This is a genomic window from Acrocarpospora macrocephala (genome assembly GCF_009687865.1).
GTDB lineage: Bacteria > Actinomycetota > Actinomycetes > Streptosporangiales > Streptosporangiaceae > Acrocarpospora > Acrocarpospora macrocephala.
Genome location: NZ_BLAE01000011.1, coordinates 283,399 through 299,384, shown reverse-complemented (window position 1 = coordinate 299,384; position 15,986 = coordinate 283,399). Strand labels below are relative to the sequence as shown.

Here is a 15,986-nt window from a genome sequence, read left to right as displayed (position 1 = left end):
GCAGTCGCAGCCGTCGGACTGCTCGCAGCAGTCGGCCTTGTCCTCGGGGGGCAGCAGGTTTGCTGGGTCTGCGCGGAACAACAGTTCATGGTCGAACCTCCATCTCGTTTCCTGGGTAGACGGAGCCGCCCGGAGATGGATGCTGATTTGACATATCTCTAATCAGTGATGCAGTTTAGCAGTTGCTTCGATACTCTTCTAATCAACGGGAGTGTGGACATGAGTCTCAGCGAGAGCGGTGCCTTCCCCGTCGTGGTGATCGGGGCGGGCCCGGTCGGGCTGGCCGCCGCGGCGCACCTGGCCGAGCGGGGGCAGGACTATCTGGTCCTGGAGGCCGGAGAGCAGGTCGCGGCGTCCGTCGCGCAGTGGGCGCACGTGCGGGTTTTCAGCCCGTGGCGCTTCAACGTCGACGCCGCCGCCCGCCGCCTGCTGGAGACCGACGGGTGGACCGCGCCCGACCCGCAATGGCTGCCCACCGGTGCCGAGCTGATCTCCGACTATCTCGCCCCACTGGCCAAGCTCCTGGGCCCCCGGGTCCGCCTAGGCGTGCGGGTGACCGCGATCAGCCGCCTCGGGTTCGACCGCGTACGCACCAGCGGCCGCGCGGACGCCCCCTTCCTGATCAGAACCGCCACCGGCGAAGAACTCCAGGCCAGCGCCGTCATCGACGCCTCCGGCGCGTACGCCAACGTCCTGGGCGCCAGCGGCCTGCCCGCGTACGGCGAGACCGGCAACCTGATCGACCACGCCCTGCCTGACGTGCTGGGCGCCGACCGGGAGCGCTACGAGGGCCGGCACACCCTGGTCGTCGGCGCGGGCCACTCGGCCGCCACCACCCTGCTCGCCCTCGCCCAGCTGGAGGACGCCCAGATCACCTGGGCGATCCGCGCCGGCAGCCCGGGCCGCACCTACGGCGGCGGCGAGGCCGACGCCCTCCCCGCCCGCGGCGCACTCGGCTCCCGCCTCAAGGAACACGTCGCCTCGGGCCGGATCACGCTGCTGACCGGCTTCTACGCCCACTCCGTCCACGCGGACGGCGAAACACTGAGGGTCGTCAGCCGCGATCCGTCCGGGGCCGAGCAGTCCGTCACCGCCGACCGGGTCGTGTCGGCGACCGGCTTCCGCCCCGACCACTCGATCGCCTCCGAGCTGAGGCTCGACCTCGACCCGATCCTCGGCTCGACCCGGGCTCTGGCCCCGCTGATCGACCCGAACCAGCACTCCTGCGGCACCGTCCCCGCCCACGGCGCCGACGAGCTGGCCCACCCGGAGAGCGGCTACTACGCGGTTGGGGTGAAGAGCTACGGCCGCGCCCCCACGTTCCTGATGGCCACCGGTTACGAGCAGGTCCGCTCCGTCGTCGCCGCCATCACCGGCGACTGGGAGGCCGCCCGCCACGTCCAGCTCGACCTCCCCGAGACCGGCGTCTGCTCCTCCGGCCTCGCCGAGGCTCAGGAGCGGCGCGTCGGCCAGGCCACCGGCATCAGCGGCAGCCTGCTCGCCACCCAGCTTCCCTTGATCACCGCCGATGGCGGCGGCTGCTGCGGCTGAAGGCAAGGATCGACTGATCACCAACGGCCTGCAGACCCGGATGCCCGCCGCGCTCATCGCCGCAGAGATCTTCGCCCTGCAGGGGGTAGCCGTGCTGCCGCTGGCCGGGCGGAGCGTGCCCGGCGCGGTCGGCTGCGTGCTCGGCTTCAGCATCGTCTCCATCACCCTGCCGCACCTGCTGGTGGGCCGGTACGGCACCGCCGCCTACGCCACCCTGTCCGGCCGCATCGCCACCTTCTCCGTCGCCGACAAGGCCCTGGCCCCGCTCGGCGCGGTCGCGCTCGCCCAGTCAGCCGGTTATGGCTGGGTCATGGCCGCGGTGGCCGTCGCCTCCGCGATCGCCGCGTTCGCCCTGCTGGCGTACCATCGCCTATAATTTCGATGGGCTTCGAAGCAAGGAGGGCCGGATGGCCGCCGTCACGATCCAGTGCTGCGCGCCGATCGCACGCGAGCCGCTGTCGGAGACCGACGCGGCCGAACTGGCGGTCCTGCTCAAGGCCGTCGCCGATCCGGTGCGGCTGCGCCTGCTGTCGATGATCGGCTCACACGCGGGCGGCGAAGCGTGTGTCTGTGATCTGACCGACGCCTTCGACCTGACCGCGCCGACGATCTCCCATCACCTGAAGGTCCTGCGCACAGCCGGATTGATTGACGGCGATCGGCGGGGGACCTGGGTCTACTACCGGATCATCCCCGAGGTGGTGAACAAGCTTGGCGCCGCGTTCGCGCCGCTGACCGAGCCCGCGCCCAATCTAGAGCTCACCCCCGTCTGACCCGGTGCGGCGCTCCAGCAGGATGACGTCGCGCCAGAGGCCGTGGTGGCGGCCGATGCGCTCGCGGGTGCCGACGACGCGGAAGCCGAGCGCCTGGTGCAGGGAGAGGCTGGGGGCGTTCTCGGGGAAGACGCCCGTTTGGATCGTCCAGACGCCCGCGTCCTCGGATGCCGTGATGAAGGCGGTCATGAGGGCGCGGCCGATGCCGTGGGCCTGGCAGCCTGGGTGCACGTAGACGCTGTGCTCGATCACTCCCTCGTACACGGGCCGACCGGAGACCGGTGAAGCGGCGACCCAGCCGACGACCTCACCCGTCTCGGTGTCGGCGGCGACGTAGCGCAGGTGCGCCAGCTTTCCCGCGGTGAAACCCTCCCAGGAGGGGGCGACCGTCTCGAAACTGGCCTGGCCCGTGTCCAGCCCGGCCTGGTAGATGGCCAGGACCTGGGCGGCATCACTCTCGCGCATCGGACGGATCTCCAGCCCTGGCAAGATCGCGGGCTTGACGGCCTGGATGATCGCCGAGTGCACGCCGTCGCCGTGGTCGGCGGTGAGCGTGATCGTCGTCCCCACGAAGCCCGTGGCGGCCAGCAGGTCGCGATATTCGCCGACGGTGAGGGATCCGGCGACACAGCCGATGCGCTGTTCGGTCGCTGCCCGGAGCTCCGGGTCCAGGGCGTGTACGGTGACGACGTCGCTGACGCCGAACCGGCCGCCGGGCTTGAGCACCCGGAAGGTCTCGGCCAGCACGGCGGCCTTGTCGCTGGACAGGTTGATCACGCAGTTGGAGATGACCACGTCGACCATGTGGCCGGGCAGCGGGATCGCCTCGATGGTGCCGTGCAGGAACTCGACGTTGTCCACGCCGACGGCGTTGCGCCGGGCGAGTTCCACCATGTCCGGGCTGGCGTCCAGCCCGTACGCCTTGCCGTACGGGCCGACCCGGCGAGCCGACAGCAGCACGTCGATGCCGCCGCCCGAGCCGAGGTCGAGCACCGTCTGCCCGGCACGCAAGTCGGCGACGGCGACCGGGTTACCGCAGCCGAGGCTGGCCAGCAGAGCGCCCTCCGGCAGCCCGGCGGTGTCGTCGTAACCCGCAGCGCCGAAGCAGCCGTCGGCAAAGGCGTCCGGGCCGCAGTCGGTGACAGGGTCGCCTTCCATGGCCTTCCTGGCCAGTCCGGAGTAGCGCTGGATGATCTGTTCAGGTGCCATCGCACAGCTCCTCAGTCGCAGGTGGGAGGTTCCGGCACTGGGTTGCCCATGACCACGTCGGCGGCGGTGGGGAAGCAGCTCACGCAGTTCTCGTTGATCCGGTACAGGCTGGAGGTGCCCTGGCGTTCCACCAGGACGAACCGCACCTCGGCCAGGATCTTCAAATGGTGCGAGACGGTCGACTGCCCAACACCGGAGGCGGTCACGATCTCTCCGACGGTCATCGGCTCCCGGCGCCGGGCCAGCAGCGACACGATCTGGATCCGGGTGGCGTCGGCCAGCGCCTTGAACCAGCTCGCGTACTCCTCGGCATCAGCCCGATCGAGCGGCTTCGCATCTCTATCCATCGTTAATCGACGATAGTCGATGGATAGTCGAATGCCTAGGTCAGCTCCTTGATCAGTTTTTCGACACGGGTCCGGATCTCGTCGCGGATCGGGCGGACGGCGTCGATGCCCTGACCGGCGGGGTCGTCGAGTTGCCAGTCTTCGTAGCGTTTGCCGGGGTAGATCGGGCAGGCGTCACCGCAGCCCATGGTGATGACCACGTCTGAGGCCTCCACCGCGTCCACTGTGAGGATCTTGGGGTGCTCGGCGGTGATGTCGATGCCGACCTCACGCATGGCTTCGACGGCGACGGGGTTGATCTGATCGGCCGGGGCTGAGCCCGCTGAGCGGACCTCGATTCGGTCGCCCGCCAGATGGGCCAGCCACCCGGCGGCCATCTGGGACCTGCCCGCATTGTGGACGCAGACGAACAACACGCTAGGCATGCACAGGCTCCTTCGTGAACCTCAGGTCGGCGTGGTGGTAGGTCTCGGGCATGGGGCTACTCCTGCGGAGATTGGACGGCCGGGACCAGGCGGTCGATTCGGCGGGCGATGTCGGTGAACGCGGTTTCGAACGCGTCTTGGGTGCCGACGCGGACCGGGTCGGCGATCGACCAGTGCAGGCGCTCGCGGTCGCCCAGCTGCTCGTGCGCGGGGTCGCAGACCGCGATGACCAGATCATCGGGCCGTACGACTTCGTCCAGGTGGGAGGTGCGGGCTTGATCGAGGTCGAGGCCGTGCCGGCGGGCGACGTCAAAGGCGCGCGGGTTGATCCGCTTGGCGGGGCTGGTGCCGGCCGAGGCGGTGGGGACCGTGCTGCGCTGCCGCCAGAGGGCGGCGGCGAGTTGGGATCGGGCGGAGTTGTGGGTGCACACGAACACCACCCGGGGGACGCGTCGCAGCGGCGCGGGCATGAGATCGTCCAGCGCTTCGGTCACCAGCCGGAGGTAGGTGCGGCGCCGGTCGCCTTCGGAGCGCCGCCGTTCCACCACGCCCGCCTCCTGGAGGATCTTCACGTGGTGGGCGAAAAGGTTGGTCGGCAACCCGAGCGCCCCGCCCATCTCCCCAGGAGAGGCGTCGCCCAGGGCGAGCCAGTCCACGATCGCCAATCGCGCGGGATCACCGAGGGCCGAGTGCACCCGCGCCCGGCCAATCAAGTCAGCGTTCATTGCCTCAATAATTGCTGACCTAATGACGGTGCGTCAAAAGAAGAGCTGATGTCCTCGTAGGAACCCGTCAGCGGCCGGACGATGAATCCGACATGACCGGCTGCTCCTCGAGGCCCGCCTCGGGTCGGCCGAACAGCCCCAGGACCAGCAGCAGCCCGACGATTCCACCGATCGCCTGAGCGACCAGGAAGCCGGGGACCGATGAGGGCGCGATACCCGCGAAGGTGTCGGAGAATGCCCGGCCGATGGTGACCGCGGGGTTGGCGAAGCTGGTGGAGGAGGTGAACCAGTAGGCGGCGCCGATGTAGGCGGCCACGGCGGCCGGAGCCAGCGCTGTACGTCCAGAGCGGGCCAGGGAGAAGATCACCATGAGCAGCCCCGCCGTCGCGACGACCTCGCCCAGCCACAGGTGAGCACTGCTGCGATCGGTGGTCGACCAGGCTACGACCGGCTCGGCGAACATGGCATTGGCCAGCATCGAACCGGCGACCGCGCCCAGGATCTGCGCGAGAACATAGCCGCCGAGATCTCCAGCCGTCAGCCCAGCGCCGCTCTTACGGCCGATCCACCAGTCGGCCAGGGACACGACAGGGTTGAAGTGCGCGCCGGACACTGGTCCGAGGACGGCGATGAGTACGGCCAGACCGAACACGGTAGCCGTGGAATTGGCTAGAAGCTGGAGGCCGATATCCGTCGAGAGACGCTGGGCCATGATCCCCGAACCGACCACCACGCTCACGAGCAGCGCGGTGCCGGAAAACTCGGCGAGCAGCCGCCTCGCCAGAGAGGTCACCAGAGCCGTTACGTGGGAGCGGTTGATGGTCTGTCCTCATCGGCGACTGAAGGGGCCGAGTGATCGGCGTTCAGGCTGATTCGCCACTGAGTCGGTCTCACTCGCTAGCTTCCGCACTGTATCGATAGCCATCGAATTCGACAATATCGATATTTATCCTTATCGATGTGTGGAGGGCGCTGAACCAGCGTCACCGAGAACCCCCGTTGGATTCGTGCTCTCGCAATGCCGCTCTCAGCGCTGCGGTGACCTCAGGTGAGACCGTGCCGACGAAACGCATCACCGCCGCCTCGACGTCGCCTGCTTGGTCCAAGGCGACGCGCATCGACTCCGCCACGAAGGCGTCTCTGTCGCCGGTGGCCTTGTAGAGGTGGGCGCGTCCTTCGCGGTGCCGCGACACCAGCTCTTTGTGCGAGAGCCGTACCAGAACGGTCAGTACGGTGGTGACCGCCGGCTTGGACGGGAGGGCGTCGGCGAGTTGCTGGGCGAACATCCCGTCGGGATGTTTCCACAGTGTCTCCATGATCGAGCGTTCCAGGTGGCCGAGCCGCACCGCGCACCCCTTACGTTCCCATCGCCGATGCTAGAGGGTACGCGATCCGGGTCCCGCGCAACGAGCGCCGCAGGCACTACGGTTCAGCCGCGAATGGGCTTGGTGCCGACGCCCGGCAGGAAGCGGCCGGTTCGTGCGGTGTAGTCGGTGAAAGCGGAGTCGTGAACACGAGCGAGGTAGGGCTCCTCGACGGTTCGGACCTGGATCTCGATGGCGGCGACCAAGGCCACCAGAGCGGTCAGCGACAGCCAGGTGGGCACCAGGAAGGGCAGTCCGAGCAGTGCCGTCGTCATCGCGGTGAAGATCGGATTGCGGACCCAGGCGAAGATACCGCCGGTCACCAGGCTCGTACGCTCGTCGGTGTCGACACCGATGCGCCATGACGTGCCCATGGTGTTCTGGGCGAGGAAGGTCGCGATCAGACCGATGAGGGCGAGGGCGAGACCGAGAACGCCGAGGACGGGGTGGGTCAGCGTGGTCGCCGGGGTGAGGATCCCGATCGCGGCCAGGAGCGGGGCGAGCACCGTGGCCGCGATGGCGAGGATGAACAGGACGCCGCCCCACCAGCCGATGCTGCCGGGACGTTCCCGGATGCCGATGAAGCCGGTGCTTCCCGTTTGCCGGTACTGGATCCAGCTCCGGTAGCCGAAGAGCACCAGGAGGCCGAGGGTGTAGACGAGTAAGCCTGCGATGATCACGCCTCGGCTCCAGGCGTACCGGCTTTGTGGGAAGGGCCGTGGGGGTCGGCGCAGTGGGCGCCGACCGTCAGCAGTGCTTCGGGCGCGTGGTCGACTTGCAGAGTGGTGTGCTCGATCCCGTACTGGTCGTGGACGAGGCGCTCGGCGGCGACGCGGACCGCGTGGCAGTCGGCGCCGGGCTCTACCAGGATGTGGGCCGACATCGCGGCGTAGCCGGAGGTGACTTCCCAGATGTGCAGGTCGTGCACTTCTACGACGGAGTCGAGGGCTGCGGCTTTGGTGCCGATTTCGGTGGGGTTCATGCCGACGGGGGCGGCTTCCATGAAGACGCGGCCGGAGTCGCGGACCAGGCCCCAGCCGGCCTTGAGCATGAGCGCGGCGACGACCAGGGCGGCGAGGGCGTCGGCGCGGCCCCAGCCGGTGAGCCAGACGACCGCTCCGGCGATCGTGGTCGCGATGAAGGCGAACAGGTCGTTGAGGACGTGCTGGTAGGCGCCTTCGACGTTGAGGCTGGTCCGGTTGGCCTTGGACATCAGCCAGGTGGCCGCCAGGTTGATCGCGATGCCCGCCAGGCCGGTCACGACCACGTACAGACCCTCGACGTCGGGGGGTTCGATGATCCGGCGTACTCCCTCGAAGATGAAGTACGCGCTGAGCAGCAGCAGGGTGATGCCGTTGATCTGCGCTGAGATGATTTCGGCGCGTTTCAGCCCGTAAGTGAAGCCACCTTGTGGCGGACGGGCGGAGATGCGCATGGCGATCAGCGCGAAGACGATGGCGATGGCGTCGGTGAGCATGTGCCCGGCGTCGGAGATCAACGCCAGCGATTGGGCGATGAAGCCGATGACGACCTCGATCACCATGAAACCGACGATCAGGGCGAGCGCACCGGTCAGGTAACGGCGGTCGGCCTCCCCGCTGACCCCATGCCCATGGCCGTGCCCGTGGTCAGACATCGATTCGCTCCTCGTGGCCGATGTGGGTGATCGCGAGGTCGAACAGCATGCGGACGTGGGAGTCGGCCAGCTGGTAGTACGCCATCCGCCCGGAACGGCGCACCTTGACCACCCGGTGGGTGCGCAGCAGGCGCAGCGCGTGCGAGGCGGCGGACATGCTCTGCCCGGTGGCGGCGGCCAGGTCGCAGACGCACATCTCGCCGCCTTCGAGCAGCGCGGCCATCAGGCGCAACCGGCCGGGATCGGCCAGCAACGAAAAAACGTCGGCGAGGTCTTGCACGACCTCCTCGGAGGGCAGCGCCTGCCGGACGGCGGTCACCCGCTCGGCGTCCACCACCGGTGTCGGACAGGCGTCGGGCGACAGCTCCACTACAACGTTTGAATCATTGTTCATATGACGGAGTGTGCAGGGCGAGCCCAAGGGATGTCAACAACTACTCACCGTCAGGTCATCGGCTCCCTCGGCAGACTTGAACACTTGCTCAGATGTGTAAACGTTGAGTAGCTGGATATCTACTCTCTGCAATGAACGCAGGTGAGAGCCCTACTCGGAGGATGCCATGACGCATGCCCATCACCCCCACGCCTCACATGCCCACGACGAACACACCGAACATCACCTGGATGAACCCGCGGAGCAGAGCACTGCGGGAACCAGCCCCGACCAATGCGCCGGCGACGCCGCTCAGGACGGCTGCTGCGCCGCGGAGTGAATCACCCGGGGACCGCCGGCCGCGCGTCGGCGGTCCCCGACCGTCACGACCTCGAAGAAGGGATTACGCGATGCTCCTGATGGAGCCGACGTTGGAAGGACGACCTCCAGGTATGGCAGTGTGGCTGGCCGTTATCTTGATCACCTTGTCCACCCTGGCGGGCGCCTGGCTGGCCAGGCGGAAATCCCGGCAAGTCACCGCGCTGCTGGCGATCGCGTCCGCGCTGATGCTGGTCACCGCGTTGATCGACATGCTCCCGGACGCCTGGCAGGGGGCGAACGAGAACGGCGTCCCGGTGTGGGCACTGGGGCTGGCGATCCTGTTCGGATTCCTGGTGATCACCTATTTCACCCGAAAGGGCTGCGGGCACGACCATGAAAGCTCAAAACCGGCCGGTGGTGAGCACAGGCCCGGTCTGCACCGCCGGGTCAAGGAGGTGCTCAGCGCCGCGGTGTTCGGCGGCATGGGTACGGCGGCGGCGCTGTCGGTGCACCGCGCGGTCGAGGGCGCGACACTGGCCCTGACCGCGTCCGCCATCGTGGTGATCGCCCTTATGGTCCATTCCACCAGCGAGGGTCTGGCTCTGACCGCGCTCCTGGACATGGCGAAACAACGGCTGACACCGTGGCTGACGGTTTCTTGCGTCAGTCCGGCGGTCGGCGTCCTGATCGCCACGATCAGTCCGATTCCGCCTCAGGTCGAGCCCATTCTGATCGGCGTGGTGGCCGGTGTTCTCCTCCGTACGGCCGTGGTGGGCATGAAGCTGGCGGCGAGCAGACAGCAGGACGGGCGGCTGCCCCGGCGGCACCTGGTCAGCGCGATCGCGCTGGCCGGGACGATGGCGGTGCTCATGGCCGCCATGCACTGGATGCCCGAGGACCAGCACGCCGATCAGAGTCCGGCATCCCTGGGGCAGGCCATGGCTCGCCTTCCCGCGCCGGCGGCCTCGCCGACGCCTACTCCTTCTCCTCCTCTTGACAGGAAGCAGCTGCGGGCAGCCTTGACCGAAGGGCGACTCAGCCTGTCGGAGGTGTTCGCCCGTACCGACAAACTGACAAAGAAGACCTACATCGGGTGGCTGTTGCGCGGTCTGTACGGCGATGGCGTGGAAGACCTGCTGGCGGCCGAAGGCATCGAGCCCACCCGCACAGTCGGCGATCTCACGAAACGACAGCGCGCCTATCTCGTGGAAACCGTCTCCTCGACTCGAATGGTTCGGTGATTCCCTGGCATGTCCTGGCACCGGCGATCGGTGCCAGGCCGTCACTGCGATGAGTGACTCAGATCTTCGATCTGGCCGCCGGTCCGGCCTCGCAGCGTCTCCAGGAGGTCAGGGCTGGCGATGACCGCCCAGCGGGTGCCGACGAGGTAGATTCCGCCGTACATCTGGGCGTAGTCGAGCCAGTCGCGCTTGCCCTTCTCGGTGACGAAGGTCGTTATGGTGTAGCGGCCCTGCGGCGTCTCGCAGATTCCCTGCCGTAGCTCATCGGCGTCGATTTGAATGTGAGAACTCGCGCAGCCGATCGTGGAGACCAGCTGTTCGACGCTGGCGGGAGGGCCCGCTTCACGAGCGGCGCTCTCGCTTGATCCGCAGGCTGCTGCGCCGAGAATCAAGACGAACATCATGGTGGCGGAACGGATCGGCATCAGCGCTCGCCCCCGCTCTGGCACGTATAGGGGATTCATGGCTGTGAACTCCCGGTCAGGCGTGATTACTCACCCGGAGATACGCCGCCCTTGTTTCTACGGTTCATAGAAGCACGTGCTCAGTCGCTTGGGCGGCGCTTTCGGCCCGTCAGCACGAACACGGTGACGACAACGAGGGCCCCCACGCCCACGAGAATCCACACCGTCATTGAGGAGGCTCCGCCCGAGGTAGCGGCCACCGGTTCCGCCGAAGGCGTCGCGAGCGGAGGCGCCGATGTCGCCGCCGCCGGGGATGGACTCGCCGATTCGCTCGGCGGCGGGCTCGGGCTGGTGGTGGGCGTCGGTGAGGGGGTCACGGTGAAGGGCACCTCTCCGGTACGAGGATGACCGTCGGAGGAGACCACCCGATAGGCGATCGTGTACTTGCCCGGAGGAAGCGGTGTGGTGACGCGCTGGGTCACCGTCTTGCCCTTCAGGTCGGCCTCGCCTTGCTGGAATGACTTTCCGGCGGCATCGGTCACGATGACCTTGGGGAACCTGACCGCGTTGGTGAATTCCAGGACGACCTGATCGATCGCCTCCACCTTGGCGTTCTTGGCGGGGTTGCTGGACTTCAACGCGTCATGTGCCTGCGCCGGCATGGCAGTTCCGAGCAGGGCCGCTGCGGCGGACAGAAGGATCATCGATCGGCGCAGAAACATGAGGGAACTCTCCTTCGGAGGGCTGAACCGCTCTCGCGAGCTTCTACATTATGTCGAAGATGAATGAGCCTGCCCCACCCCCCGCAGCAGAAGCCAGGTGAGCGAACGCGTGGCCGCGACCTCAATAACCGCCCCTGATCAGGTACGGCCGACCTCATCGGTGATCGCCGGTTTGGTACTGGCGGCGATCGCCGCCGCCATGGTCGCGGGCATCGCCGCCGCCCCGGCCCCGGTTCCCGGCCTGCCCGAACCCGGGCCAGTGGTCCGCCTGGGTCTTCCGGCGGTACGGGCGCTGCTGGACGTGGCCGCCGCCACGGTGGTCGGGCTCAGCCTGCTGCCCAAACTGCTGGGATTCGATCGCCCGGACCTGACCGAGCCGATCATGCGCCGAGCCCGCCCGTGGACCGTCCACGCCGCCTTCCTCTGGGCGGCCTGCGCGCTCGCGGCGGTCGTCCTTCAGGCTTCGGAGGTTCTCAGCCCAGGGGAGATGCCGACACTCGGTCAGGTCGGGGAGTACATCGACCAGGTCAGCGCCCCCAAAGGGCTCCTGATCAGCGCGGGATGCGCCCTGGTCGCGGCGGGTGTGGGGCGGCTGGCGGTGCGCTTCGGCGAGAGCGTACCGGCCGAGCTGCGGATCATCGTCGCCTTGTTCGGGCTGTTCCCCCTGCCGGTGACCGGGCATGCCGCGCAATGGTACTGGCACGACCTCAGCATGATCTCGATGGAGTTGCACGTCGGCGGCGCCGCGTTGTGGACCGGTGGCCTGGTGGCGCTTCTCGTCTTGGCCGCGCCCAACCGTGGCCTGCTGGCCGAAGCTCTGCCACGATTCTCGCGCCTGGCTACCATTTGCCTTCTCGTGGTCACCGCTACCGGGTTGATCAACGGCCTGACCCAGCTCGCCTTGGACGCGGAACTGCCCGCCGGACTGGTAGCCACTCCGTATGGGCAGCTCGTCATCGCCAAGACCGCCTGCCTGCTGGTCGTGGCCGTTCTCGGGGCGAAGATCCGCTGGTGGCTGCTCCCGCGCGTCATCCGCCAGGAACGTACGAGCCTGATCGCGTGGGGGAGCGTCGAGGTGGCGGTCATGGGGCTGGCGTATGGCATCGCCGTGGTCCTGAGCCGGGCTTCCACCCTGATCTGATCAGCGGCAGCACCCGTCTGCGCACTCCGCCGTGCCGGATTCGGCGGATGCCGTACCGGCTGTGCAGCAGGCCTCTCCTCGCCAGGCGTCACGGCCTTCCTTGACCGCGACGGCGGCGATGACCAGGGCGGCGATCGGGTCCGCCCAGGACCAGCCGAACAGGCTGTTGAGCGCGAGCCCGACCAGCAGGACCCCCGACAGGTAGGTGCACAGCAGGGTCTGCTTGGAGTCGGCGACCGCGCTCGCCGAGCCGAGTTCGCGGCCGGTCCTGCGCTGGGCGTACGACAGGAACGGCATGATCAGCAGGGACAGCGCGGCCAGGATGAGCCCGGGTGTGGAGTGCTCGGCTTCTCCGCTGCCCAGCAAGGCGCGTACGGCGTCGAAGGTGACGTAGGCGGCCAGGGCGAAGAAGGACAGCGCGATGACCCGGAGCGCGGCCTTCTCCCGCCGCTCATGATCGGCGACCGAGAACTGCCAGGCGACGGCGGCGGCCGAGGCCACCTCGATCACCGAGTCCAGGCCGAAGCCGATGAGCGCCGCGGAGGAGGCGATGGTCCCGGCGGTGAGCGCGACGGCGGCTTCGATCACGTTGTAGGTGATGGCGGCCGCCACCAGCAGCCGGATCCGGCTCCGCAACTTCGTTCGGCGTGCCAGCACGGCGTCAAGGTTCACGGTGGTCACGACGCGGGCTCCGGCTCGGCGTCCACCAAGCCGCCGACCGGTTCGCCGGGACGCAGAGTGATGGCGTGACCGGTGGCGCCGAGCAGATGCTCGGCCGCCGCGAGCAGGTCCATCAGCTCGGGCCGGGTCAGGGCGTAGAACGACTGGCGGCCCTCGGCCCGGTAATCGACCAGGCCGCAGTCACGAAGGCAGGCCAGGTGCTTGGACACCGTGGACTGGGCCAGCCCGAGCTCGGCGGTCAGGTCCACGACGCGTACTTCACCGCGGGCCAGCCGGGCCACGATCCGCAGCCGCGTCTCATCGGCCAGCGAGTGAAACAGCGCCGCGGCAGGGGAGATACCAGCCGCGATGTCGGCGGTGACACACCGCCCGCTCTCATTAATCGCCATTTGACGATGATAGCTCTGCTTGGCGATCGATAGTCAAGCCCTCTGGGCTTATGACGCCCATATTCGACATGCTGTAGAAGTTCTACGCGACGTAGAACTTCCGGATGAGCGCACCGAGCGAGGAGCCATGAGCGATAAGTCCCCCCTGACGAGAAAGGAGCGGCTTGCACAACTCCAGACCAAGCAGCGGCGGCGCGAAGGCGCTCGCACGATCATCGTGGTCAGTGCCGCGTTCGTGACGCTGGTCGCGGTGGTGACGACGGTGGCCGTGCTGATCATCCGTGAACGATCGAAGTCCTCCCTGGACGCGGTGCGGGTCGCCACCTTCGACAAACGCGACCACACCACCGATCCCGTGACCTACCAGCACAGCCCGCCCATCGGCGGAGACCACGACCCCAAGTGGCAGAACTGCGGCGTGTACGCCCAGTCCTTGCGCAAGGAGAACGTCGTACACGCTCAGGAGCACGGCGCCGTGTGGATCACCGTCCGGCCCGACCTCCCGATCACCGAGGTGGAGAAGGTCGTCAACGTCCTCAACGGCCGCGACTATGTGATCCTCTCGCCGTACGACGGGCAGCAGGCACCCGTGATCGCCAGCGCCTGGGGCAAGCAGCTGACCCTCGACGGCGCTGACGACCCTCGGCTTCCCGCCTTCTTGCGGGCCTACATCCAGGCCCCGGACGCGCCGGAACCCGGCGCGCCCTGCACAGGGGGCACCGGGGAACCGCTCACGTGAAGCTGACCGCTGTGCTGGTCCTGCTGGCAGGGGTGGCGCTGTCGGCCTATTGGCTGCTGACTCCCTCCACGCCGGGTGACGAGTCCCCGGAAGCGGGATTCGCCCGGGACATGCAGGTCCACCATGCCCAGGCGGTGCGCATGGCCATGGTCGTCCGCGACCGCACCACCGATCCGGAGATCCGCACCCTCGCCTACGACATCGCCACCACCCAGCAGCACCAGATCGGACAGATGTACGCCTGGCTCACCCTGTGGGGCCTGCCCCAAGCACCATCGGGCCCACCCATGACCTGGATGCGCGACCACCACGCCGACACTCCCGGCGAACCGGCCTCGATGCCGGGAATGGCGACCGCGGACCAGCTCAAAGCACTGGAGAAGGCCAGCGGGCGCGAGGCCGAGGTGCTCTTCCTCCGCCTGATGATCCCCCACCACCAAGGCGGCGCTTCGATGGCCCAGGCCGCTCTCCAGCTCACCGCTCAACGCGAAGTCCGCCTTCTCGCACAGGCGATGCTGACCGCGCAGTCCAGCGAGATCGAGGTCATGCGGCGCCTGCTGACGGCACGCGGCGATTCCGGCCTCCAAAAGACCAGCGCGGCGGGTCCGTGAACACAATCAATCAGGACTGAACATGTCGACGAACATTAAGATCACGGCAGTAATCGCAGCCGCGATGGCCGCCATCGTTGTGGCCTTCTCCCTGCTGGGCGGCACCGACAACGCCAGCCAGCCGAGCGGCGCGCCATCCGGGGCCGCGCCCGCAGCCCAGGGCCTCCTCATTCGCGCGGACAGTCACCTGCTCTCCAAGGCCCCGGACAGCAAGGTGACCCTGGTGGAGTTCCTGGACTTCGAATGCGAGGCATGCGGAGCCACCTTCCCGAACATGGAACGCATCCGTGCCGAATACAGCGGGCAGATCAACGTGGTCGTCCGCTACTTCCCCCTGCCCGGCCACCGCAACGGCGAACTGGCGGCCCAGGTAGCCGAGGCCGCTGCCCGGCAGGGCAAGTTCGAAGACATGTACGCCAAGTTGTTCCAGACGCAACAGGAATGGGGCGAGGCAACGGAATCCAAGCAGGCGTACTTCCTGAGCCTGGCCCAGAGCCTCGGCTTGGACATGGCCGCCTTCGAGCGTGATCTCGCTGCCCCTGGCACCGCTGAGCGGGTCAAGAAAGACCAGGACGACGGACTCGCACTCGGCGTACAAGCCACGCCCACGATCTTCTTCAACGGTGTCCCGCTGGACGTGGACCCCACCTACGAGAACCTCAAGAGCAAGATCGACGCAGCGCTGGCCTCATGATCGGCAACCTTCAACCCGCCGCCACATTCACGCGGCGCGAGAACACCCCGAACATCGCACGAATGCTCCCCATCGTCCTCACCGTCGGCGGAACCATCGGCCTAGCCGCGGCCTTCCTGCTGACCGTCGAACGGCTCAACTTGGCAGCCGACCCCGATTACATCCCCAGCTGCAGCATCAACCCCGTGCTGAGCTGCGGTTCAATCATGAAAAGCGACCAGGCGGCACTATTCGGCTTCCCCAACTCACTCCTGGGAATTTTCGCCTTCGCCGTCGTAACGACCACAGGCACAGCGTTGTGGGCCGGCGCGCGATTCCGCCCCTGGTTCTGGCACGGCCTCCTGGCCGGCAGCCTCGCGGGAGTCATCCTCGTCCACTGGCTGATCTTCCAGAGCCTCTACCGCATCCAAGCCCTGTGCCCCTATTGCATGGCCGTGTGGGCCGTCACAATCCCCATCTTCTGGTACGTGACACTCCACCTCATCAGCTCAGCGCCCACCCAAAGCCCCGGCCGAAGCTTGATAACAACGGCAATCAAGTTCCACAGCACCGTACCCATGCTCTGGGGCTTCGCCGTCCTAGTGCTGATCATCCAACGGTTCTGGAGCTACTGGGCGACTCTTCTATGACCAGGGGCTGG

General features: G+C 67.6%; 22 protein-coding genes. 9 read left to right on the top strand and 13 right to left on the bottom strand.

Going from position 1 to position 15,986, the window contains the following annotated elements:
- Window positions 1-219: 219 nt before the first annotated feature.
- The 3 genes from Amac_RS11540 to Amac_RS11530 are packed head-to-tail and all read left to right on the top strand — an operon-like array spanning window position 220 to window position 2,324.
- Window positions 220-1,551 (top strand): FAD-dependent oxidoreductase, encoded by a 1,332-nt coding sequence (locus Amac_RS11540; protein WP_155354318.1) that lies wholly within the window; start codon window positions 220-222, stop codon window positions 1,549-1,551.
- Window positions 1,529-1,927, top strand: coding sequence for a hypothetical protein (locus tag Amac_RS11535; protein ID WP_174900157.1), 399 nt, complete (start codon window positions 1,529-1,531; stop codon window positions 1,925-1,927). Before Amac_RS11540 ends, Amac_RS11535 begins: the two co-directional genes overlap by 23 nt.
- Window positions 1,928-1,958: 31 nt before the next feature.
- Window positions 1,959-2,324: an ArsR/SmtB family transcription factor gene (locus Amac_RS11530; RefSeq protein ID WP_155354317.1), complete on the top strand. Its 366-nt coding sequence runs from the start codon at window positions 1,959-1,961 to the stop codon at window positions 2,322-2,324.
- Here the strand turns inward: Amac_RS11530 and Amac_RS11525 are convergent.
- The 9 genes from Amac_RS11525 to Amac_RS11485 form a co-directional block, all read right to left on the bottom strand.
- Window positions 2,304-3,533, bottom strand: coding sequence for a GNAT family N-acetyltransferase (locus tag Amac_RS11525; protein WP_155354316.1), 1,230 nt, complete (start codon window positions 3,531-3,533; stop codon window positions 2,304-2,306). The two genes, Amac_RS11530 and Amac_RS11525, sit on opposite strands and share 21 nt — an antisense overlap.
- A gap of 11 nt (window positions 3,534-3,544) precedes the next feature.
- Entirely contained in the window at window positions 3,545-3,880 is a 336-nt protein-coding gene (locus Amac_RS11520) for an ArsR/SmtB family transcription factor (RefSeq protein WP_155354315.1), read from the bottom strand.
- A gap of 35 nt (window positions 3,881-3,915) precedes the next feature.
- Window positions 3,916-4,305 (bottom strand): arsenate reductase ArsC, encoded by a 390-nt coding sequence (locus Amac_RS11515; RefSeq protein ID WP_155354314.1) that lies wholly within the window; start codon window positions 4,303-4,305, stop codon window positions 3,916-3,918.
- A gap of 56 nt (window positions 4,306-4,361) precedes the next feature.
- Entirely contained in the window at window positions 4,362-5,030 is a 669-nt protein-coding gene (locus Amac_RS11510) for an arsenate reductase/protein-tyrosine-phosphatase family protein (RefSeq protein ID WP_155354313.1), read from the bottom strand.
- A 67-nt stretch (window positions 5,031-5,097) separates the two neighbouring features.
- Entirely contained in the window at window positions 5,098-5,823 is a 726-nt protein-coding gene (locus Amac_RS11505) for an aquaporin (RefSeq protein ID WP_218041017.1), read from the bottom strand.
- Window positions 5,824-6,013: 190 nt separating this feature from the next.
- On the bottom strand, window positions 6,014-6,376 hold the full coding sequence (locus Amac_RS11500) for a BlaI/MecI/CopY family transcriptional regulator (protein WP_155354311.1): 363 nt from the start codon (window positions 6,374-6,376) through the stop codon (window positions 6,014-6,016).
- 83 nt (window positions 6,377-6,459) lie between these two features.
- Window positions 6,460-7,074, bottom strand: coding sequence for a methyltransferase family protein (locus tag Amac_RS11495; RefSeq protein WP_218041016.1), 615 nt, complete (start codon window positions 7,072-7,074; stop codon window positions 6,460-6,462).
- A complete protein-coding gene (locus Amac_RS11490) occupies window positions 7,071-8,030 on the bottom strand; it encodes a cation diffusion facilitator family transporter (RefSeq protein ID WP_155354310.1) in 960 nt (319 codons plus the stop codon). The genes Amac_RS11495 and Amac_RS11490 overlap by 4 nt, the downstream gene beginning before the upstream one ends.
- Entirely contained in the window at window positions 8,023-8,424 is a 402-nt protein-coding gene (locus Amac_RS11485; protein WP_155354309.1) for an ArsR/SmtB family transcription factor, read from the bottom strand. Before Amac_RS11485 ends, Amac_RS11490 begins: the two co-directional genes overlap by 8 nt.
- 431 nt (window positions 8,425-8,855) lie before the next feature.
- On the opposite strand from Amac_RS11485, the gene Amac_RS11480 reads away from it, so the two are divergent.
- Window positions 8,856-9,965 (top strand): ZIP family transporter, encoded by a 1,110-nt coding sequence (locus tag Amac_RS11480; protein ID WP_155354308.1) that lies wholly within the window; start codon window positions 8,856-8,858, stop codon window positions 9,963-9,965.
- Between the two features lie 41 nt (window positions 9,966-10,006).
- Here the strand turns inward: Amac_RS11480 and Amac_RS11475 are convergent, their stop codons facing one another.
- Complete coding sequence (locus Amac_RS11475) at window positions 10,007-10,390, bottom strand: hypothetical protein (RefSeq protein ID WP_155354307.1); 384 nt, start codon at window positions 10,388-10,390, stop codon at window positions 10,007-10,009.
- Between the two features lie 119 nt (window positions 10,391-10,509).
- Window positions 10,510-11,091: a copper resistance CopC family protein gene (locus Amac_RS11470; RefSeq protein ID WP_155354306.1), complete on the bottom strand. Its 582-nt coding sequence runs from the start codon at window positions 11,089-11,091 to the stop codon at window positions 10,510-10,512.
- 97 nt (window positions 11,092-11,188) lie between these two features.
- Here Amac_RS11470 and Amac_RS11465 point away from each other — a divergent pair, with 97 nt between their 5' ends.
- A complete protein-coding gene (locus tag Amac_RS11465; protein ID WP_246268253.1) occupies window positions 11,189-12,232 on the top strand; it encodes a CopD family protein in 1,044 nt (347 codons plus the stop codon).
- On the opposite strand, the gene Amac_RS11460 is transcribed toward Amac_RS11465, so the two are convergent.
- Both Amac_RS11460 and Amac_RS11455 read right to left on the bottom strand, forming a co-directional pair.
- Entirely contained in the window at window positions 12,233-12,913 is a 681-nt protein-coding gene (locus Amac_RS11460; RefSeq protein ID WP_155354305.1) for a cation efflux transmembrane domain-containing protein, read from the bottom strand.
- Window positions 12,910-13,302, bottom strand: a complete 393-nt coding sequence (locus tag Amac_RS11455) for an ArsR/SmtB family transcription factor (RefSeq protein ID WP_155354304.1) — start codon at window positions 13,300-13,302, stop codon at window positions 12,910-12,912. The genes Amac_RS11460 and Amac_RS11455 overlap by 4 nt, the downstream gene beginning before the upstream one ends.
- 127 nt (window positions 13,303-13,429) lie before the next feature.
- On the opposite strand from Amac_RS11455, the gene Amac_RS11450 reads away from it, so the two are divergent.
- From Amac_RS11450 to Amac_RS11435, 4 genes are read left to right on the top strand one after another with little or no spacing between them, the layout of a single operon-like run.
- Complete coding sequence (locus tag Amac_RS11450) at window positions 13,430-14,041, top strand: thioredoxin-like domain-containing protein (protein WP_155354303.1); 612 nt, start codon at window positions 13,430-13,432, stop codon at window positions 14,039-14,041.
- Window positions 14,038-14,652 carry a DUF305 domain-containing protein gene (locus Amac_RS11445; protein ID WP_246268252.1) on the top strand — a complete coding sequence of 205 codons (615 nt, stop codon included), beginning with the start codon at window positions 14,038-14,040 and terminating at the stop codon, window positions 14,650-14,652. The genes Amac_RS11450 and Amac_RS11445 overlap by 4 nt, the downstream gene beginning before the upstream one ends.
- 22 nt (window positions 14,653-14,674) lie before the next feature.
- Window positions 14,675-15,346, top strand: a complete 672-nt coding sequence (locus tag Amac_RS11440) for a DsbA family protein (protein WP_155354301.1) — start codon at window positions 14,675-14,677, stop codon at window positions 15,344-15,346.
- The gene (locus tag Amac_RS11435) at window positions 15,343-15,975 is read left to right on the top strand and encodes a vitamin K epoxide reductase family protein (RefSeq protein ID WP_155354300.1); all 633 of its coding nucleotides are present in this window, start codon (window positions 15,343-15,345) and stop codon (window positions 15,973-15,975) included. Before Amac_RS11440 ends, Amac_RS11435 begins: the two co-directional genes overlap by 4 nt.
- Window positions 15,976-15,986: the final 11 nt, after the last annotated feature.

Bases quoted from the DNA above. Each gene is read 5' to 3' on its own strand.
- Amac_RS11540 (WP_155354318.1), top strand. From the start codon at position 220: ATGAGTCTCAGCGAGAGCGGTGCCTTCCCCGTCGTGGTGATCGGGGCG.
- Amac_RS11535 (WP_174900157.1), top strand. From the start codon at position 1,529: ATGGCGGCGGCTGCTGCGGCTGAAGGCAAGGATCGACTGATCACCAAC.
- Amac_RS11530 (WP_155354317.1), top strand. From the start codon at position 1,959: ATGGCCGCCGTCACGATCCAGTGCTGCGCGCCGATCGCACGCGAGCCG.
- Amac_RS11525 (WP_155354316.1), bottom strand. From the start codon at position 3,533: ATGGCACCTGAACAGATCATCCAGCGCTACTCCGGACTGGCCAGGAAG.
- Amac_RS11520 (WP_155354315.1), bottom strand. From the start codon at position 3,880: ATGGATAGAGATGCGAAGCCGCTCGATCGGGCTGATGCCGAGGAGTAC.
- Amac_RS11515 (WP_155354314.1), bottom strand. From the start codon at position 4,305: ATGCCTAGCGTGTTGTTCGTCTGCGTCCACAATGCGGGCAGGTCCCAG.
- Amac_RS11510 (WP_155354313.1), bottom strand. From the start codon at position 5,030: ATGAACGCTGACTTGATTGGCCGGGCGCGGGTGCACTCGGCCCTCGGT.
- Amac_RS11490 (WP_155354310.1), bottom strand. From the start codon at position 8,030: ATGTCTGACCACGGGCACGGCCATGGGCATGGGGTCAGCGGGGAGGCC.
- Amac_RS11485 (WP_155354309.1), bottom strand. From the start codon at position 8,424: ATGAACAATGATTCAAACGTTGTAGTGGAGCTGTCGCCCGACGCCTGT.
- Amac_RS11480 (WP_155354308.1), top strand. From the start codon at position 8,856: ATGGCAGTGTGGCTGGCCGTTATCTTGATCACCTTGTCCACCCTGGCG.
- Amac_RS11475 (WP_155354307.1), bottom strand. From the start codon at position 10,390: ATGCCGATCCGTTCCGCCACCATGATGTTCGTCTTGATTCTCGGCGCA.
- Amac_RS11470 (WP_155354306.1), bottom strand. From the start codon at position 11,091: ATGTTTCTGCGCCGATCGATGATCCTTCTGTCCGCCGCAGCGGCCCTG.
- Amac_RS11455 (WP_155354304.1), bottom strand. From the start codon at position 13,302: ATGGCGATTAATGAGAGCGGGCGGTGTGTCACCGCCGACATCGCGGCT.
- Amac_RS11450 (WP_155354303.1), top strand. From the start codon at position 13,430: ATGAGCGATAAGTCCCCCCTGACGAGAAAGGAGCGGCTTGCACAACTC.
- Amac_RS11440 (WP_155354301.1), top strand. From the start codon at position 14,675: ATGTCGACGAACATTAAGATCACGGCAGTAATCGCAGCCGCGATGGCC.
- Amac_RS11435 (WP_155354300.1), top strand. From the start codon at position 15,343: ATGATCGGCAACCTTCAACCCGCCGCCACATTCACGCGGCGCGAGAAC.